16 protein-coding genes are annotated in these 17,030 nt (G+C 55.7%); 10 read left to right on the top strand and 6 right to left on the bottom strand.

Annotated features, from left to right (window positions below; all coding sequences use genetic code 11):
- Nucleotides 1-85: 85 nt before the first annotated feature.
- Together VGK48_23970 and VGK48_23965 are read left to right on the top strand one after the other, a co-directional pair.
- Entirely contained in the window at nucleotides 86-1,267 is a 1,182-nt protein-coding gene (locus VGK48_23970; GenBank protein ID HEY2384243.1) for an AAA family ATPase, read from the top strand.
- Nucleotides 1,268-1,276: 9 nt separating this feature from the next.
- The gene (locus VGK48_23965) at nucleotides 1,277-1,903 is read left to right on the top strand and encodes an alpha/beta family hydrolase (GenBank protein ID HEY2384242.1); all 627 of its coding nucleotides are present in this window, start codon (nucleotides 1,277-1,279) and stop codon (nucleotides 1,901-1,903) included.
- A 3-nt stretch (nucleotides 1,904-1,906) separates the two neighbouring features.
- Here the strand turns inward: VGK48_23965 and VGK48_23960 are convergent, their stop codons facing one another.
- The 3 genes from VGK48_23960 to VGK48_23950 form a co-directional block, all read right to left on the bottom strand.
- On the bottom strand, nucleotides 1,907-2,104 hold the full coding sequence (locus tag VGK48_23960) for a hypothetical protein (protein HEY2384241.1): 198 nt from the start codon (nucleotides 2,102-2,104) through the stop codon (nucleotides 1,907-1,909).
- 88 nt (nucleotides 2,105-2,192) lie between these two features.
- Complete coding sequence (locus tag VGK48_23955; GenBank protein ID HEY2384240.1) at nucleotides 2,193-4,184, bottom strand: PAS domain S-box protein; 1,992 nt, start codon at nucleotides 4,182-4,184, stop codon at nucleotides 2,193-2,195.
- Nucleotides 4,185-4,322: 138 nt separating this feature from the next.
- Nucleotides 4,323-4,595 (bottom strand): hypothetical protein, encoded by a 273-nt coding sequence (locus VGK48_23950; protein ID HEY2384239.1) that lies wholly within the window; start codon nucleotides 4,593-4,595, stop codon nucleotides 4,323-4,325.
- A gap of 325 nt (nucleotides 4,596-4,920) precedes the next feature.
- Here VGK48_23950 and VGK48_23945 point away from each other — a divergent pair, with 325 nt between their 5' ends.
- On the top strand, nucleotides 4,921-6,228 hold the full coding sequence (locus VGK48_23945; protein ID HEY2384238.1) for a hypothetical protein: 1,308 nt from the start codon (nucleotides 4,921-4,923) through the stop codon (nucleotides 6,226-6,228).
- A gap of 472 nt (nucleotides 6,229-6,700) precedes the next feature.
- On the opposite strand, the gene VGK48_23940 is transcribed toward VGK48_23945, so the two are convergent.
- Both VGK48_23940 and VGK48_23935 read right to left on the bottom strand, forming a co-directional pair.
- Complete coding sequence (locus VGK48_23940) at nucleotides 6,701-7,903, bottom strand: HAMP domain-containing sensor histidine kinase (GenBank protein HEY2384237.1); 1,203 nt, start codon at nucleotides 7,901-7,903, stop codon at nucleotides 6,701-6,703.
- Between the two features lie 7 nt (nucleotides 7,904-7,910).
- Nucleotides 7,911-9,251 (bottom strand): DUF1254 domain-containing protein, encoded by a 1,341-nt coding sequence (locus VGK48_23935; GenBank protein HEY2384236.1) that lies wholly within the window; start codon nucleotides 9,249-9,251, stop codon nucleotides 7,911-7,913.
- A gap of 132 nt (nucleotides 9,252-9,383) precedes the next feature.
- Here VGK48_23935 and VGK48_23930 point away from each other — a divergent pair, with 132 nt between their 5' ends.
- The 4 genes from VGK48_23930 to VGK48_23915 all read left to right on the top strand — a co-directional run bounded on the left by VGK48_23930 (nucleotide 9,384) and on the right by VGK48_23915 (nucleotide 12,619).
- A complete protein-coding gene (locus VGK48_23930) occupies nucleotides 9,384-10,019 on the top strand; it encodes a response regulator transcription factor (protein ID HEY2384235.1) in 636 nt (211 codons plus the stop codon).
- Between the two features lie 316 nt (nucleotides 10,020-10,335).
- A complete protein-coding gene (locus VGK48_23925; protein ID HEY2384234.1) occupies nucleotides 10,336-11,409 on the top strand; it encodes a sensor histidine kinase in 1,074 nt (357 codons plus the stop codon).
- A gap of 100 nt (nucleotides 11,410-11,509) precedes the next feature.
- On the top strand, nucleotides 11,510-12,145 hold the full coding sequence (locus tag VGK48_23920) for a response regulator transcription factor (GenBank protein HEY2384233.1): 636 nt from the start codon (nucleotides 11,510-11,512) through the stop codon (nucleotides 12,143-12,145).
- A gap of 93 nt (nucleotides 12,146-12,238) precedes the next feature.
- Nucleotides 12,239-12,619, top strand: a complete 381-nt coding sequence (locus VGK48_23915; GenBank protein HEY2384232.1) for a hypothetical protein — start codon at nucleotides 12,239-12,241, stop codon at nucleotides 12,617-12,619.
- 6 nt (nucleotides 12,620-12,625) lie between these two features.
- On the opposite strand, the gene VGK48_23910 is transcribed toward VGK48_23915, so the two are convergent.
- Nucleotides 12,626-13,213 carry a hypothetical protein gene (locus VGK48_23910; protein ID HEY2384231.1) on the bottom strand — a complete coding sequence of 196 codons (588 nt, stop codon included), beginning with the start codon at nucleotides 13,211-13,213 and terminating at the stop codon, nucleotides 12,626-12,628.
- A 443-nt stretch (nucleotides 13,214-13,656) separates the two neighbouring features.
- Here VGK48_23910 and VGK48_23905 point away from each other — a divergent pair, with 443 nt between their 5' ends.
- The 3 genes from VGK48_23905 to glsA are packed head-to-tail and all read left to right on the top strand — an operon-like array spanning nucleotide 13,657 to nucleotide 17,002.
- On the top strand, nucleotides 13,657-14,748 hold the full coding sequence (locus tag VGK48_23905; protein ID HEY2384230.1) for an amidohydrolase family protein: 1,092 nt from the start codon (nucleotides 13,657-13,659) through the stop codon (nucleotides 14,746-14,748).
- Nucleotides 14,749-14,756: 8 nt separating this feature from the next.
- Nucleotides 14,757-15,983 (top strand): DcaP family trimeric outer membrane transporter, encoded by a 1,227-nt coding sequence (locus VGK48_23900; protein HEY2384229.1) that lies wholly within the window; start codon nucleotides 14,757-14,759, stop codon nucleotides 15,981-15,983.
- Complete coding sequence (glsA, locus tag VGK48_23895; GenBank protein HEY2384228.1) at nucleotides 15,980-17,002, top strand: glutaminase A; 1,023 nt, start codon at nucleotides 15,980-15,982, stop codon at nucleotides 17,000-17,002. The genes VGK48_23900 and glsA overlap by 4 nt, the downstream gene beginning before the upstream one ends.
- Nucleotides 17,003-17,030: the final 28 nt, after the last annotated feature.

The raw sequence follows: 17,030 nt of genomic DNA, 5'->3' as shown, positions 1-17,030 counted from the left end.
GAAGACTTGCAAGATTCAACTGTGGAAACCTGATCAAGGGCTGTCCTGACAATGCTGGGAAAAGGCCGGCACGAGGTATAAAGCGATGGTCAAACCGTTCGTTTCAGAAGAGGTACTCCTCGATCCAGAAATGCGCAGCTCCGAAGTGCTCGACTTCGAGCGGCGGCTTCTTGGGAAGATCGTCGGGCAGGATCGCGCGGTGCGCCGAATCGTGAACATGTACCAGATTTACATGGCCGGCATGAATATGCCCGGCCGTCCGATCGGCAATCTGTTGTTCCTGGGCCCCACCGGCTCTGGAAAAACCAGAGTTGTCGAAGCCTCTGCGGACATCCTTTTCGGTAGTCCCCGGGCTTTCATCAAAATCGATTGCGCAGAATTCCAGCACAGCCACGAGATCGCCAAGCTGATCGGATCTCCTCCGGGCTATCTCGGACACCGCGAAACTCCGCCGTTGCTGACCCAGGAAGCGATCGACCAGTATCAGAACGATCGCGCCCGTTTCAGCTTTCTGTTATTCGACGAAATCGAAAAGGCCAACGATGCCTTGTGGCAGCTGCTGCTGGGGATCCTTGACAAGGCCACGCTCACGCTCGGCGACAATCGGAAGGTGGATCTCTCTCGCTGCGTGATCTTTATGACGTCGAACCTCGGCGCAGTGGAAATGAGCGAAATGCTGAGCGGCGGAATCGGCTTCACTTCCGGCGTCCGTCAAGACGAAGCCAACCTGGCCGAAATCGACCGAAAGATGTATCACACCGCGCTGGACTCTGCGAAACGCAAGTTCTCGCCGGAATTCATGAACCGAATCGACAAGGTCGTCGTTTTCCGGACGCTGAACCAGCAGCATTTGAAGCAGATCCTGGACATCGAGTTGAATGATGTCCAGAACAGAATCATGGCGTCGCAATCGGACAAGCAATTCATTTTCAGATGCACGCTTGAAGCGAAAGAATTCCTGCTCCGCGAAGGCACCGATCTGAAGTACGGTGCCCGCCATTTGAAGCGCGCGATTGAGCGCCATCTTGTCTATCCGATTTCGAATCTCATTGCGACGGGACAAATCGGTATGGGGGACGTGATCAAAATCGATCTCGGCTCGGCCGGAGACAAGCTTGTCTTCTCGAAAGAACGCGGTCTGTCCAGCTTTACCGTGTCGGATTCCGCCAACGTGGCGGAATTTCCGATGCGGCGGGTATCGGGAGCCGGCGCAAGACTGCAGCTGGTCGAACCGGAAGTTGCAAGCTGTGAAGCTCTGAAGCGCTAAAATGAATGTTTGATCTCAAAAGATGATTCCTTCGACGCGCTGAAACCCTCATCCGCGGTTGATCTGACCGCGGTCATCCTTGGCCATGGGGCGGGGCAGGGAATGCACTCCCCCTTCATGACCTGGTTTCACACGGAACTCGCCCGCCGTGGTTTCCTCTCCGTCCGCTTCGACTTCGATTACATGGCGGCGAAAAGGCGGTTTCCGGACCCGCAGCCGAAACTCCAGGCACGCTATCGTGCCGTCATCGAACGGGTCATCACCGATTACAAACCCGGACGCATTGTCATTGGCGGGAAATCGATGGGAGGCCGGGTAGCCTCGTATATCGCGGGTGACACGCCCGGCGTTGAGGGACTTATATTCCTCGGTTATCCGCTTCATCCGCCCGGCAAGACAGATCAGCTCCGTGATGAACACCTTTATGCGTTGAAGATTCCGATGCTCTTTATCAGCGGCACAAAGGATATTTTTGCCGAACGAAACCTGCTCGAGAAGGTAGTGGGCAGGATCGGCGCCCATGCAACTTTGGTTTGGGTCGAAGGCGGAGATCATTCGCTCAAGCGGAGCCGGAAGGACACGGAATCGCCGGAGACCGCAGCCCAGACGATCGACGACTGGATGCGAGCCCGTTAATCCTCAACGTTGAATCCGCGCCAACTGCACATCGTAAAAGATCTGTTTCTCGCCCCATTTAAACATGACGACGTAACGATCGAGTGTGCTGATGCCGCGGTCGTTTGCTGCTACCTCATGGATGACGCCCTCCGCGCCCACGAACAGCGTTTGCACTTCCGGCAGAATCTTGACCTGGTCTCCGATATTGAACTTGGTCACTCCCAGTAAAACGTCAAAAGCCTGAACTCGGATTTACGGAAACGTAATTATTTGCCCGTTGAATCCTAATGGGCGCAGCCTTCCACTCCTATGCGGCTTGCAGCAGGTCGTGAACAGCACGCAGCAGTTGTTCCGCCGTGTATGGTTTTGGAAGGGTGGCGCGCCAATGGGAGGTTTGCTGTTGGGAGGCACGGACAGCCGCCGTCAGCCCGCTCGCGGAAAGGATGCGGACGTTCGGGTTGATCCGCTCGAGCGAGCGAATCATAGCTGCGCCGTTCATCACGGGCATATCCATATCGGAGATAACCAGCCGGATTTCGCCGGCATGCTTCGCATACTCCGCAACGCCATCCGCACCGTCCTGTGCCACAAGCACCCGGTAACCGTGTGCTTCGAGCGTCAGTTTGGCGATGTCCCGGACGGCGGCTTCGTCGTCCACTATCAGAACCGTCTCGCCATTACCGGCCGGCATCGTTTGTCGAGCGGGCTTGTTTATTTGCCCGGCCGGGCTCTTCGGCGCCGGAAAGTAAACCTTGAACGAGGTGCCTCGCCCGACTTCGCTATAGAGGGTGAGGAAGCCTCCATGATTTTTCACAATTGCCGCCACAGTCGACAGTCCCAGACCGCTGCCTTTCCCAACTTCTTTCGTGGTGAAGAACGGCTGGAAAACGCGTTCCTTTATTTCCGGCGGGATGCCGTGCCCTGAATCCTGGACCTCGATCACGACGAAGGCGCCTGCCGAGGCTTGAGGATTCATGGCAACATACGTTTCGTCGAGCGTTACATTGCGCGCGCTGATGGACAAGCTGCCGCCGTCCGTCATCGCATCCCGGGCGTTCACAATCAGGTTCATCAACACCTGGTGCAGCTGCGTCACATCTGCGGAGACCATCCACAGATCGGTTGGAAAATCGGAGGAGACTGTTATCGATTTCGGCATCGTTTGCAGAACGACTTTTTCGACGTCCTGCAACAGATGCTTGGTCTGAACCGGCATCCGTTCTCCCTGCACGCCGCGCGCAAAGGTGAGAACCTGCCGGACGAGATCGGCGCCGCGCTGCGCGCACTGGTCCAGAGTGTCCAGCGTTCGCAGCATCGTCCCGTCCGTCGTTCTAAGCCGGAATAGCTCCAGCGACATGACGATCGGAGACAGCACATTGTTGAGATCGTGCGCGATGCCGCTTGCCAGTGTTCCGAGACTCTCCAGCCGTTGCGTCCGAAGAAACTGCTGCTCGAGAGCTTTGTGTTCCGTGATGTCCGTCGCCACTGTTAGAAAACCATCGATCTCACCGTGGGTGTCGCGAGTGGGGGCCGCAGACACCAGAAGGTCGGTTGGCGTTCCGTCTCTTTTATGCCGGCGCAACTCAAAATTGATGAACGTTTCGCCATGCAGTGCCCGCTGGTTGAACTGGTTGGATTGTTCGCGGGTTTCTTCGGTGACAAACGGCACTTTGCGCCCGATTACCTCCTCTTCGCTCCATCCGAAAATTCTGGTTGCAGCTGCGTTCCAGACTTTGACGTTACGCGATGAATCGACAGCAATGATGGCGTGCGGAGAGGCCTCGAGTATGGAAGTCAATGTCTGGTACGCCTGTCGAAGCGCTTCTTCGGTTTGCATTCTCGCTGCCACTTCGGTGCGAAGAGCTTCGTTCGCGCGCTGCCACTGTTCCGTTCGAACCCGGACTCGCTGCTCCAGGGTGGCGTTGAGTTCGTGCAGTTCGTTTTGCAGTTTTCTTACCGGTGTGATGTCCCTGGCAATGCCATAGATTTCCCGGCGTGACAGATCCGAGGTGCAGTTCCATCGCAGCCACTTGTACGACCCGTCTTTGCACTCATACCGATTAAGGATCGTCACGCTCGCCGTTTCGCGCGCCAGGCGCGATACAGCTTCGACTGTTTGGGCTCGATCATCCGGATGAACACGATCAAGACAAGGTAAAGAGCTCAGCTCTTCAGCGCTGTACCCGAGGCCGTACTCCCAAGCCGGGTTGAAACTGATAAAGCGTCCTTCAAAGTCCAGAATGCATAGAAGGTCCGGTGAGAGCGAAAAAAATCTGTCCAGTTCCTGAATGTGTTTCATGCGGTGCTCTTCCATGACGAGAAACTCCCGGTTGCCGGGAACGCCAGTAAGTCGTCAAACGCTTAACGTATTGTGACGATACATAAGTGACATTCCGGCCACCAGGAAATACATCGGCGTGAATAATATTTGGCGTCGTCAGGCGACACCGGACTGTCCTCCCGGTTCACTCAACCGCCGCGCTATCGGCGCCAGGCGTGCCGCGATAAGGAACTGGCAATTCAAGCGCGCTATTTCAAGCAGCTCGAGAACGGCTCTCTGAAGCGCCCTCTCATATAAGGGGTTTGGTGATTCGATATATTCGCGGATTGCAATCACACAGGCGGCAACACGCGGATTCTGATCGGGCGGCATAGCGTCCACAGCAAGCTCGACGGTGCGGTCCAGGATCTCAACGGAAAACAGATCCATAGTTGGTTACCTTTCTATCCCGTTTCCAGACGACGAAAAGCACCGATTCTGCCAAACGCCTTACGTGTGTAAGCCGCAATGAATTCAGCATATTTCCCAAACCCTCCGCGGACCAGTCCATCAACATCATGGAATCTGTCTACGGTTTGGCGAGGAGGAGCTGTCTATAGGGTGAATACCTCAGGTGCCCTTTTCCCTGCAGGTCCGGCCCGAATCGGATATAATCACTCCACTTGAATCCCACTTTCCTTCTGATTTGAAGACCGCTCGCGCCTGGCCGGTTCCGGTGGTCAGCAATAAGAAGCAGCAATAGGTGAATTTGTGTATGTTTTTGCGTAAATGCCTCGCCCTTCCGGCCCTGTTCATCCTTTTGACCGGAGCGCTCTTTGCCCAGTCCGACGGCATCCACCGGATAGCCATCGTACCGCTGACACTCGACCAGGGTTTTCCGTTGAAAGTCGTCATCACCGAAAGAGTCCAGTCGAAGCTCGGCGAGCCTGTACATGGGAAGATTGCCGATCCTGTTTATGCATTCGATCGCGAAGTGATTCCCGCCGGGACAGAGATTCTCGGAAAGGTGACGGGACTGCGGCCGGCAGGCAAAATGAAGCGGATGTCTTCGATGCTTGGAGGCGACTTCACGCCTCTGCACGACCCGGAAATCAGGTTTGATACCCTGGTATTCGCGGATGGAAAAACGCTTCCGATCGATACCAGCGTCGTCTCGCGCGGCAATCTCCTCGTTCGATTCAAGAACGGCCAGGCGCGCACCTATACCACCGGCACGCGGCAGCCCGTCAAGGAATTGCTCCATACCATGCTGTGGGGGCTTTCGCCCTATCACCCGCAGTTCGTGGCAACCGGTACGACGTATAAGGCTTCTTTGAAGCAGCCGCTCGACTTCGGCAGCGTCGTGGTCACAACGAGAACGTTGAATGGAATTGGTTCAGAGCCTGCGGCCGGCAGCATGATATATGCGCGACTGACAACCGCTCTCGATTCAAAGACAGCCAGGGCGGGGACGCCCGTGCAGGCTTATCTGTCTTACCCCATGTATTCCCCTGAACATCGCCTGATCTTTCCGGCGGGCAGCAGGCTCGAAGGCGAAGTGGTCAGCGCGCACCGGGCGGGTTTTCTCGCCCATGGCGGTGAACTGGCGTTGACGTTCACAAAGATTGAACCGCCATTGAACATCATGTCGTCGGCATCGCAGACCAGAGACATTCAAGGAAGATTGGTTGGCGTGGAGCCGCCGGTGGATCTGAACCAACTGCGGATCAATGACGAGGGGCAGGCGCAAGTCGCCAGAACGAAGGAACGATTCCTCGCGCCCGCATTTGCACTTGCCGGGGCAGCGCCCATGTTAGGCAGCACGCCGTCCAGTTTCGCTCCCGCGCTGGCGGAAGCGTACGGTTCGGGTTTTTTCAGCCGCGCTTTGGGCGGAGGCAGTTTGTTCGGACTTCCGGGCGGCATTGCGGGTTTGATGGTGCCCCCTGTCGGTCTCGGGCTCGGGGCCTACAGCGTAGGATATGCCCTCTATTTCAATATTCTCGGCCACGGCAAAAATATTACGCTTCCCGCCGATACCTCGATAGAACTGCGTCTGGACAGGCTGGGTTCTGCTTCAGAGTGAAGTGCGGTTGAGGGCCGGCGGCGATTCAGGCGAACGCCGGTCGTTTTAACTGGGGCAGCAGCTCTGGAAATGAGAAACCGGCTTGGCGCGCTTCAGCCGAAAATTGTTCGACGAAGTCCCGGCAGTCGCGGCAACATCCGGCGTGCTCTGTCTGATCTGCATCCAGCGGCAGTCCTTGCTTGATTGCGGCCCAGAGCAAGTCGGCGGAGAAATGGCAATTGGGCTCAGCTTCGCCTTCGCCGGCGGTCTTCCCCCGATTTAATAACAGATAGTATTCTCTGCTCAGTCGCATACAGCCTTGTCCTCAATGGCTCTCCGGCGCCGGATAGAGTTCATAGCAGCTGCATTTCCATTAAAGCAACCGCTGTAATCTGCCGATACAGCGATCGCCGGACAACCCGGCAGGTTTCGAAACGTTACAGAACAGGTAATCTGTTACTCATAAACCTCGATCAGCCGGTCTGTCGGAGCCTCAGTCACCGGCAACCGCCGCTCCGGCATGGCGGGGCGGCGTTGTGAGCGGTAAGCGGAAACGGAACGTCGCGCCTTGATTGGCGCCGGGACTGTGCGCCTTTATGCTTCCCCGGTGAAGTTCAACGATTTCGCGCACTATGGATAGCCCCAGGCCGAGGCCGGCACTGCCGGACGACCTCTTTTCCTGGCGGAAGCGTTCGAATGCAAAGGGCAGGAAGCTGGACTGTATACCTCTGCCGGTATCCGTGATGATGCATTCGACGCTGTCGGCACGGCTGCGGATTTTCAGAGTGATGACTCCGCCCTCGGGTGTGAACTTGATGGCGTTGTTCAGGAGATTGATCAGAACCTGCCGGATGCGCCGGGAATCCGCCAGGAACGCCGGAATCCCCTCGGCGATGTCCGTGGTGACTCGCAGTTGTTTGTTTTGCGCAGCCTGTTCTGTGGCGCCGAGTGCTTCCCGCGCCACCTCCTGTATTCTCATCTCGGCCATCTCCAGACGGAGCTTCCCGCTGGATATCCGTGCGGTGTCAAAGAGATCGTCAATCAGGTAATTCAGCGCCCGAACATTGCGAATGATCGCTTCGATTGCGACGCTCTGCTTTTCGGACGACAATGCGCCGCTGCTCAGTGCGACCGCCCAGTTCAATATAGGAGTCATCGGGTTCCGCAGTTCGTGTGAGATTACGGTCAGGAGATCCGCCTGCCGCTCAGTGATTCGTTCCGCAGTGGCCCGGGCTGCTATGGCCTCATCGAATGCGGCTGCCCTCAAAATGGAAGCTCCTGCAATGTTTGCAAATCGAGACATTCGCTCCTTGGCATCGGTTGGCCGCTGGCGCCCAGGGTCCAGAAAGACGACCAGAACGCCGCCGGTGTGTTCCGAGGCATTCTTGATCGGAAGAAATCCGATGCCTGTGCGCCTTCCAGACCGGAAAAAGGGAATTCCCGTGCGCGAGACCTGAGCGATCAAACCCTGACTGGCGCGTTCGGCCGGATTGTCTGAGATAGTGCCCGATCGCCATTGAAAGATGATCCGGAGCCGGCCATCCCTTTCTGCGCAGAACATTCCAGCACGGCTTCCGAAGGTACGGCTGCAGTATTTCCTCACAATTTGAGCGACGGACTTGAGCGTCTGGGCATGGCTTAGCTCGATTGCAAGTTGCGCCTCGATGACATCCCGGTTCTTTCGCATGATCTCCATAATTACCTCAATGTATACGCGTCAAAGCGGGTGGCCGCCACATGCCGCCCAGGACTTCAGTTTTCGGCCAATACAATTGAAGAACCAATTCGAACGTTTCTCGCGGGGCTGGAAGCCAGTTGCAATCTTTCATCGTGCCGGGCCAGTTATGCTGGATGTAGATCGAGATCGAGTTGTCCGGATTCAATCGGAGCCTGTCGCGATCGCCAAGGACATGACGATGAATGGAATTGGCGGACAGCAGGTGTTTCGAATCGTAGAGCGTCACGGACCAGAACCCGTTTACCGGCGGCAGGTGTTCCTGATCAAACTGGATGACATATTCGTTCGTTCCCCGCAGCATCTCACCGGCGCGGTCTTTTGCCGCATGAAACGCAGTGACCTCTTCCGCCAGCGAATAAGAGAACCCGCTCATTGCGGCTGCAGCGCGGCTCAGATAATTCCGGTCGGACCGGCGCGGGTGTATCCGCATGGACCAGTTGTTTACATGCAAAGCCGGAGATTCGGCTGCGCGGGCGATCGTCAATCTGGCGCCTGTTGTTGCGGATTGCATCGCCTGCGCAGTGAGGGCGGGCAACCGCTCGAAAGCAAAGTCATCGGATGGAAAGAACCCGATTTGCGCAAAGCGCCGCAGAACCAGAGCATCGGACACGGGCGGAGGAATTTTCCGCATCAATCTCGATAGCCGGGTATAGAAGCCGGGAGCACTCAACTTTCCGACGTAATCCAGCGCTGTAGCCCCTTTGTCGATGTCTGGAGGGAAAGGGCTGGTATGGGGTGGCTCGGATTTGCCCCAGCCAGACAAGGGCGTCAGTGCGAATTGATCCTGAACATGATGGGCGAGTTGAAGATCCTCAGCCCCAGTCATTTGAACCCGGCCGTTGATCCAAACAATATTCGATGAAGTGACCAGTGAACTTACGCCGTCCGGCAGCCTGCCTTTCCAGCGTGGACCGACCAGTGCGGCGCGCAGGCCGCCCATGCCGCCGGTTCGCGTACTGATGGCCTCGAAAATGTCGCCCCATGCGCTGAAAATAGACAACAAGTAGTAGCGATCAGTCGCTGGAATGCTGACAATGACCGGTTCCCTGGAGACGTCAACCCACGCCGTCGAACTGAGGCTGTCCGCATGCGGCCGCAAAGGTCTCTTCAGGTGAAGGTGCGGCAGGAATCTGGAATGCCAAAAGTGATTGATCGGGGCGCCTTCGGCTGTCGGAAACGGAAACGCTGTATGCATCCGGCGCATGGTATCCAACAGGAGTGCCGGATAGCCGTATACATATACCTCTTCCGCCAACCCCTGAATGTCTTCTTCGTTCCAGCGCCGTTTCTCCGAACGGTTTCTCATAACTGCCACTGTAAAGGAACCGAAAGTAACGGCAATATCCGAACAACTGCGCGAGCCGGTCGGTAAATTTTCGGGACCTCCCTCGGAGAGATCACATGGCGGCTGACAGAGCGATGTGATCAATATGGGATGATGAGCACACGACGAGTCTTGCTTGCGGATGATCATGCACTTTTTGCGGAGGCTCTGGCAAAGCTCCTGAGCCGGAATTACGAAGTGGTCGGCGTGGCAGCCAGCGGGCGGGCGCTATTGGAATCTTTCAGGGTGTGTTTGCCGGATGTCGTTGTGACCGACATCACCATGCCCCTTCTAAGCGGATTGGATTGTGCGCGAAGGCTCAGACGTGATCCGCACAAAGCCAAAATTGTGTTCCTGACTATGCATGTGGACCCCGACCTTGCGCGGGAGTGTTTCAAGTGCGGAGGTTCCGCGTTCGTTGTCAAAGAATGCGCCTTCGAAGAACTGGTCGTGGCAATCGAAGCCGCCATGGAAAACCGGCGCTATTTGTCGCGCGGTTTGAGTGCGGAATTTCATGAAAATGTAGCAAACGCTGCAAAGATGGATTCGGATTATGGCCTGCTCACGTCCAGGCAGGAGGAGATACTCCAGCTCTTTGCGGAAGGCAAGACGGCCAAAGAAATTGCATCGCTCATGAATCTGTCTACGCGAACCATCGAGTGGTACAAGTACAACATGATGCGCCTCCTGCGTATTAAAAACAGCGCGGAGTTGTTGCGGAAGGCGGTGCGTTTGAAATTGGTTGTGTAGAGGCCTGTGGCTTTTGGCGGTAAGTGTACTTATCTCCGTGCCGTGCATTAGTGGTTTTTGGCCGGCTGCGCAAAGACGGCGCGCCGGATGCTGGACAATCGGGATGATCGATTCAATTGGCTGCGGTGCTCGCGTAAAAAAGAATTGTCCATGTAGGACTTCTACGTATTTGTTGTCGTGAACATTTTCACTTATACTAGCCGCCCTACAACGAATTTGCTTTGTGCCGAGACGGAAGGACTTAGTCTCAGGTTACGAATCCATGATGTCCTTGGTTGTTGCCTAAGCTGAGAGGATAGAGAGGAGAAATGTAATCATGACACTGTCGGTCCTTCCCTCATCGAACGTTGCGGCTCTACCCGTTTACACTTCTGGAACTGAGGATCGAATTGCATTGATCGACGCCGAAGGAATGATTGTCGGGGTCAATGATCAATGGCTCAGCCTGGCTGAGCAGCACGGCGCTGTACCCGGCACCGGTCCAGGTACGAACTACCTGGACGTATGCCTCCGAGCGGGATCGTCGTGCGCTGACGCGCGGGACGCATTAAGCGGTATACGCGCGGTTATAAAAGGGGAGTTGCGGTCTTTCACGATGGAATACGTGGGCGGCATGTTTCCCCGGCATCGCCGGTTCCGAATGAGCGTCACGCCCATTCATTTCAACGACGCGCGCTTTGTTATTGCTCACAGAGAAGTGACCGCCCAACCGGATCCGAGGACGCTGAAGCAGTTGCGCGGATTCGCCAGACAGTTGATGAACGCTCAGGAGGAAGAGCGGGAAAGAATAGCGCGCGAGATCCATGACAATCTTGGTAACCGGATTGCCTTGCTTTCTTTTTCCGTCCAGCGGATCGCGAGATCACAATCGAAGCTGTCCGTTCCTGACAACGACGAGCTGAACGATGTCATCGACAATATCACCGATCTTTCGAAGTCGCTCCGCGATATTTCACACGCGTTGCACCCTCCCCTTTTGAAGCATGCCGGACTCTGCCCGGCTTTGAAGGCGCTGTGTCAGGAATATCAGAAAACGCTTGGCGTGCGGCTGACAGCGACGATTGCAGAGTGGCCGAATCTTCCGGCTGACATTGCCACATGTCTCTTTCGTGTTGCACAGGAATGCCTGCACAACATCGCAAAACATGCCGGCGCCACGCGAGTTCGAGTTCTCCTCGAGCGGAGAGGCAAAGAGATCCGCCTCACAGTCTCGGATAAGGGGCGTGGGTTCCGGATCACGGAGAACGTAACGAACGAAGGGCTTGGCCTGCTGAGTATTAAGGAAAGAGTTCTTTGCCTGAAAGGTCGATTGAAAATACAGAGTGTGCCGGGGGAAGGCACCACTGTTTCTGTCGCGCTGCCAATCCCAGAAAAAAGATTGTCAAATTAAAGTCTCGCTGCGTTTCGGATCGCGCCTGAATGCCATCTGCTGAGAGTGGTTGTCTCTGTATTGCCGGTCGAGCTGGAAGATACAAGATAGAGGGCACAAAATGAACAGGCCACGCATCATCCTGGCCGACGACCATACCATCCTCACTGACGCGCTGGTCGATATTCTTAAAGATCATTTCGACATTGCCGGGGTTGCGCGTAACGGGCGGGAGCTGATTACCAAAGTACAGCAGTTACGCCCCGATGTCATTGTTGCCGACATCACGATGCCCGAATTGAACGGCATTGATGCGGCGCGCACGCTTCACAAAGAGGCCTCCACCTCGAAGCTCATCTTTCTTACCATGCATGCAGATCTTCCCCTGGTGGAAGAAGCATTCCGGGCCGGTGCGTTAGGTTATGTCCTGAAGATTTGTCCGGCAGAAGAATTGATCAGAGCGATTCAGTCTGTTTCCCGGGGAGCCCGATACATTACGCCGCTCCTGGCGGGAGACCTGATCTCGACTTTAGTTACGATGAGCCCGCTGCCGGCCACCCGGGAAACGACGCTGACCTCCCGACAGCGTGAAGTCCTGCAATTGCTCGCAGAAGGCAAGACGATGAAAGAAGTAGCGGTTCAGCTGGGAATCTCAACTCGTACCTCAGAGTCCCATAAATATGAAATTATGAGGTTGCTCGGCATCCAAACCACTGCCGAACTGATCCGCTATGCCGTTCGCATCAAACTTGTGTAGAGGTCAGAGTATTTTTGCAGCCGAATATAAGAGTTTTTCCTGATCGACGTGGTGCTCATCTAAGGTGCACCATCGAGCGCCATGGAAAGGACGATGGACGTAGCATTAATTCTCTGGAATGCCGATGTGATCGAATGGGTTTCGCTGGTCCTGCAGCAGGAACGTCTGACGTGCTGCGGCATCGAACCATCCGGCGGAGAGCCGCACCTGGAGCAGTGGATCGCCTCCCGCAATCCTCGCCTTGTGATGCTCGACCTGGCTCCGCCTTATGAGGAATCAACCAAAGTGTTCCGGCGTCTGCTCGGTAGCTCTCCTGACCGGTTATTTGTCCTTACTTGCGCCGATCCGTCCCTTGCCATAAAGGCGGGCCCCTGGGTGTGCGAGTACCTCACGCTCCAGAAGCCCTATGACCCGGAAACGATCCGGCTGACTTTGGCATCGATGCTCTCCCATTTGCAACTCAAGTGTGATTAGCCAACCCTAACGCATCGACGCCGCGCGCACAGTGCCGGTATCTGCAAGAGACACCGGCTCCATGAGTTTGATATTCAAAGGCGTCTCATGGTCGAGGATGAGCTTCGGCCCCCGCCCAGGAATTCGCAACAACTGATATGCAGTTGTCGCCGGAAACAGGAGCGCAATGACGTCCCGGCGAGTATGCCCGCCGCCGAAGACAACTTCGTTCTCAACCTTGCGGTTGGAGACGTCAATGATCTTCGCATCAATTGGATATTCACAGAGGTCGGCGGTCAGGATTGAATTGAGCGTGATTTTTAAACGCGCTTTTCCGTGAAAGTGGCCTGCCTCTCTGGATTCAACAATGGTTCCGGTTACCTTGGAACCCCGCGCCAACAACGGCGGCCGATTGGGGAAAAAGCGAAGGTCCGAGTTGACCGTGAAGAGCGTCGGCCCGGAAGAACTGCCGGCAATCAGTTTTTCGTCAGGAAACATTCGGATGACGACCCCGGCCGGGATGTAAGCCGGGCACTCTGTTGCCGTGGCGCGCGCAAAGCCTGTCGACGAAGCCAGACAAACCAATAATCCGGTCCAGACCGCGTGGCATTTCATGTTTAGCTCCTTATGTTGATCACAAGCGCGACTGCAAAGCATCGTGAGGGGGCTAAGCATTCAGAGGTCCTGGCCGCAGGCGCTCGTCGCAGTGGCCGCTGAGAGCCGCGTTCGCGGGCTTTTCCCGGTTCACCATTGTTTCGTAACGGATCTTGATAGGTTTTCGGCCGGGATTATTCCAATGTTGGTCCTTCCACACATGGAGCAGATCTACCACGCGTGACGGACCGTTGTTGCCACAATCCAGGCTGCATGTGGGACAAAAGCACTAGACACCATTGAGACAGGCATCTGCTCCGCGGGAGGCCGATGGCTCTCCGGTCAGCAAATCTACGAATGAAGAGTCCAGGAGGTGCGTGGCGGTTTCCTGAAAATATACTGGTGATCGCTAACTCAGCATGTCCGGCCGATGTATTGCAAACGTTCTCCGCATGCGAATCCGGATGTCAAACGGGATCTTTGTGATTTCTCTGGCGGTCATTGCTGCTCTGGCGCCGGCTTTCCGGTCACAGGAAGCCCGGACCGAAGAGAGTGAATTCAATGACGCGCACTTTCATCTCACGAACTATATCCAGGAAGGCACGCCGATTCGTGACTTCCTCAAGATCATGGGAAATACCACGGGCCGCTCGGTTCTATTCGGCATACCACTTCAACAGCAGTGGTCCTATCGAATCAGCGCGGAGAATGCGCCCACTTATTACCTTGATACGGATGCACCTCTCTACTACTACTCCTTCACTGACGCGGCCATCGCGATGGCGTATTTGTCTCTCTCGCCGGAGGAGCGGGCGCGGTTCGATCCACTGATTACCGGATTCAATCCAACGGATATGTATGCCGCAGATCACGTCCGCAGAGTCCTGCGGACGTTTCCCGGTGTCTTCTGCGGTATCGGCGAGTTCTCGATCCACAAGGAGTTCGTTTCAAGCAAAGTGGCCGGTGATGTTGCCAGCCTGTTTGATCCGGCGCTCGATCGGCTGTTGGCTTTTGCCGAGGAGGCCGGACTCGTGGTCATCATTCATAACGACATCGATAGACCGTTTGCGGACCCTGAAAAACAACCCGCCTATCTGGAGCCAATGAAGGATTTGCTCCGCCGGCATCCCGGAACCACGATCATCTGGGCACATACAGGTATGGGGCGCGTCATACGTCCCATCAAGGGACACGCTCAAATGCTGGAAGACATCATCAATGATCCCGGCATGCGGCACGTGATGTTCGATATCTCGTGGGACGAAGTTGCGAAATACTTCGTCGCTTCCCCCGCATCATTAAAGGTCAGTTCCGATCTTATCAACCGTTATCCCGGCCGTTTTCTATTCGGCACAGATTCCGTCGCTCCGAAGGACCAGGCGGAATACCTCAAGACCTATCGTCTTTACGATCCCCTCTGGTCCCTTTTAACCAAAGAGGCAAGCCTGAAGGTTCGCAAGGACAACTACACGCGAGTCTTTAATGCCGCCGCCACGAGAGTGCGCGCGTGGGAGGCAAGCCAGACACAAGGATCGCCGGTTTCGGCCATTCGATAAGGAGGAGTATGCGACTTAAATCCGTTTTGTGCCTGGTATACGCCGTGTGTTTCCTGTTGGTCTCCCTGACCGCTCTCGCACAAACGCCCCCCCCTGCGCAGGCTCCGCCGCCGCGGTTGGATATCTATGGATTCGTGATGACCGATCTCGGTTTTGATTTCAAGAACAATGATCCCGACTGGTTTGACGTGCTCCGCCCCGCCAAGCTGCCCGCATTTCGGAATGAGTTCGGGAGGAACAACAAAACCTATGCCGGCGTCCGGCAGACTCGTTTTGGGGTCAAAGGAACAGAGTCCACCCCGGTAGGCGAACTGAAGACCCAGTTCGATTTCGATTTCTTCGGCGTCGGTTCGGATGCCGGCCAGACGACCATCCGTCCACGCCACTTCTATGGAGAAATCGGCGCGTTTGGCGCGGGCCAGGTGGAGAGCCCATTCATGGACATCGATGTTTTCCCGAACATCCTCGACTACTGGGGACCGAACGGCATGGTGTTTTTCCGGAATGTCCAAGTGCGATGGATGCCCATCCGTGGCGACACCCGTCTGACCATAGCGCTGGAAAGGCCGGGGTCCACTCAGGATCCAGGAATTCTGGCCAACCGCATCGAAATTCAGAACGTTCTGGCTCGATATCCGTATCCGGATCTTTCAGGGGAATTTCGTTATGGAGGGAAAAGAGGCTATATCAAGGCGTCAGGAATTGTCCGGGAGATCAAGCTGGACGACCTGCTCACGAATGACGTGTTCAATCTCGATGACAGCGTCCAGGGGTGGGGAGTCGAGCTCAGCTCGAATGTGAAATTCGCCAAAGACGTGCTGCGTCTTCAATACGTCTACGGCGACGGCATCGAAAACTACATGAATGACGCTCCCGTTGACGTCGCCGCAAGACCCAATCCCGGCGACCCCATCCGGCCCATCAGGGCCCGGGCTCTTCCAATGCAGAGCCTTGTTGCCTTCGTGGATCACAACTGGACAAACAAGTGGTCGACGTCAGCGGGTTACTCGCAACTCGTGGTGAGCAACACATCCCTTCAAGTACCGAGTGAATTCCATCGCGGCCAATATGCCGTAGCGAACCTGCTGTATTCGCCCGCAGAACACATTATGTACGGCGGAGAAGCGCAATGGGCGCGCCGGACGAACTTTGGCGACGGGTTTCATTCGAATGACTATCGAATTCAGTTTGCTTTCAAATACAGCTGGGCCGTACAAATCGGAGGAGTGAAATGAGAAAGAGGTGGTTTCTCTGCGCTTTTGTGACTGTTTTCGTATCGGCGCTGCTTCTGGCTTCGACGTTACCTGCTACCGAGATTCAATCCGCGGTTGATGGCGCTTACGCAAAGTACAAGGGGCTGCAAGAAGGCAAGAACGCGGACTATATTCCGGCCCTTGCCAAAGTGGATCCCGATCTCTTCGGCATAGTCGTTATGTCCGTTGACGGAAAGGTATATACGGCCGGTGACATCAAATCCGAAGTTTCCATTCAGTCGATCTCGAAAGTGTTCACGCTTGCCAACGTGATCCAGGAGCAGGGGCCGGCTGCCGTCGAGGACAATGTCGGCGTTGATTCCACTGGTCAGGTGTTCAACTCGATAACTGCGATCGAAGAACATAAGGGCAAGGAAATGAATCCGTTCGTCAATCCAGGCGCGATAGCGACAACGAGCATGGTTACAGGGGCCGGTGCGGACGAGATCTGGATGAAGATCATGAGGACCTACAGCGACTTCGCCGGCCGTCCTTTGATGGTCAATGAGGAAGTGTACAAGTCCGAATCGGACACCAATCAACGCAATCAGGCAATTGCGGCCTTGATGTTTGCTTACGGGCGTATCAAGGATAATCCGCAACAGGCGACTGATCTTTACACACGCCAATGCTCCGTCAACGTCAATGCGAAGGATCTGGCGGAGATGGCTGCCACGCTCGCCAACGCCGGCAGAAACCCTGTCACAAGCAAGCAGGTTCTTGATCCGGAATACGTTCCGGAAGTACTGGCTGTGATGGCAACCGCCGGTTTGTATGACGATTCAGGGAAATGGCTCTATATGACGGGACTACCGGCTAAAAGTGGGGTCGGAGGCGGAATCATTGCGGTTTCGCCCGGAAAGTTCGGCATCGCCGTAATCTCCCCGCCATTGGATGCGGCTGGTAATAGTGTCCGCGCTCAAAAGGCGATTGCGGATATCTCCAACGCCCTTCACGGAAATCCCTACGCGCCGGAGATGGCAGCGCCAAAGACAAATTGAAGCGCAAGACGCGAACCGGCAGGACGGA

The organism is Terriglobia bacterium, from assembly GCA_036496425.1.
In the GTDB taxonomy this organism is placed as follows: Bacteria; Acidobacteriota; Terriglobia; order 20CM-2-55-15; family 20CM-2-55-15; genus 20CM-2-55-15.
The sequence above is the reverse complement of the archived record's forward strand: the minus strand, read 5'-3'. Positions and strand labels throughout refer to the sequence as shown.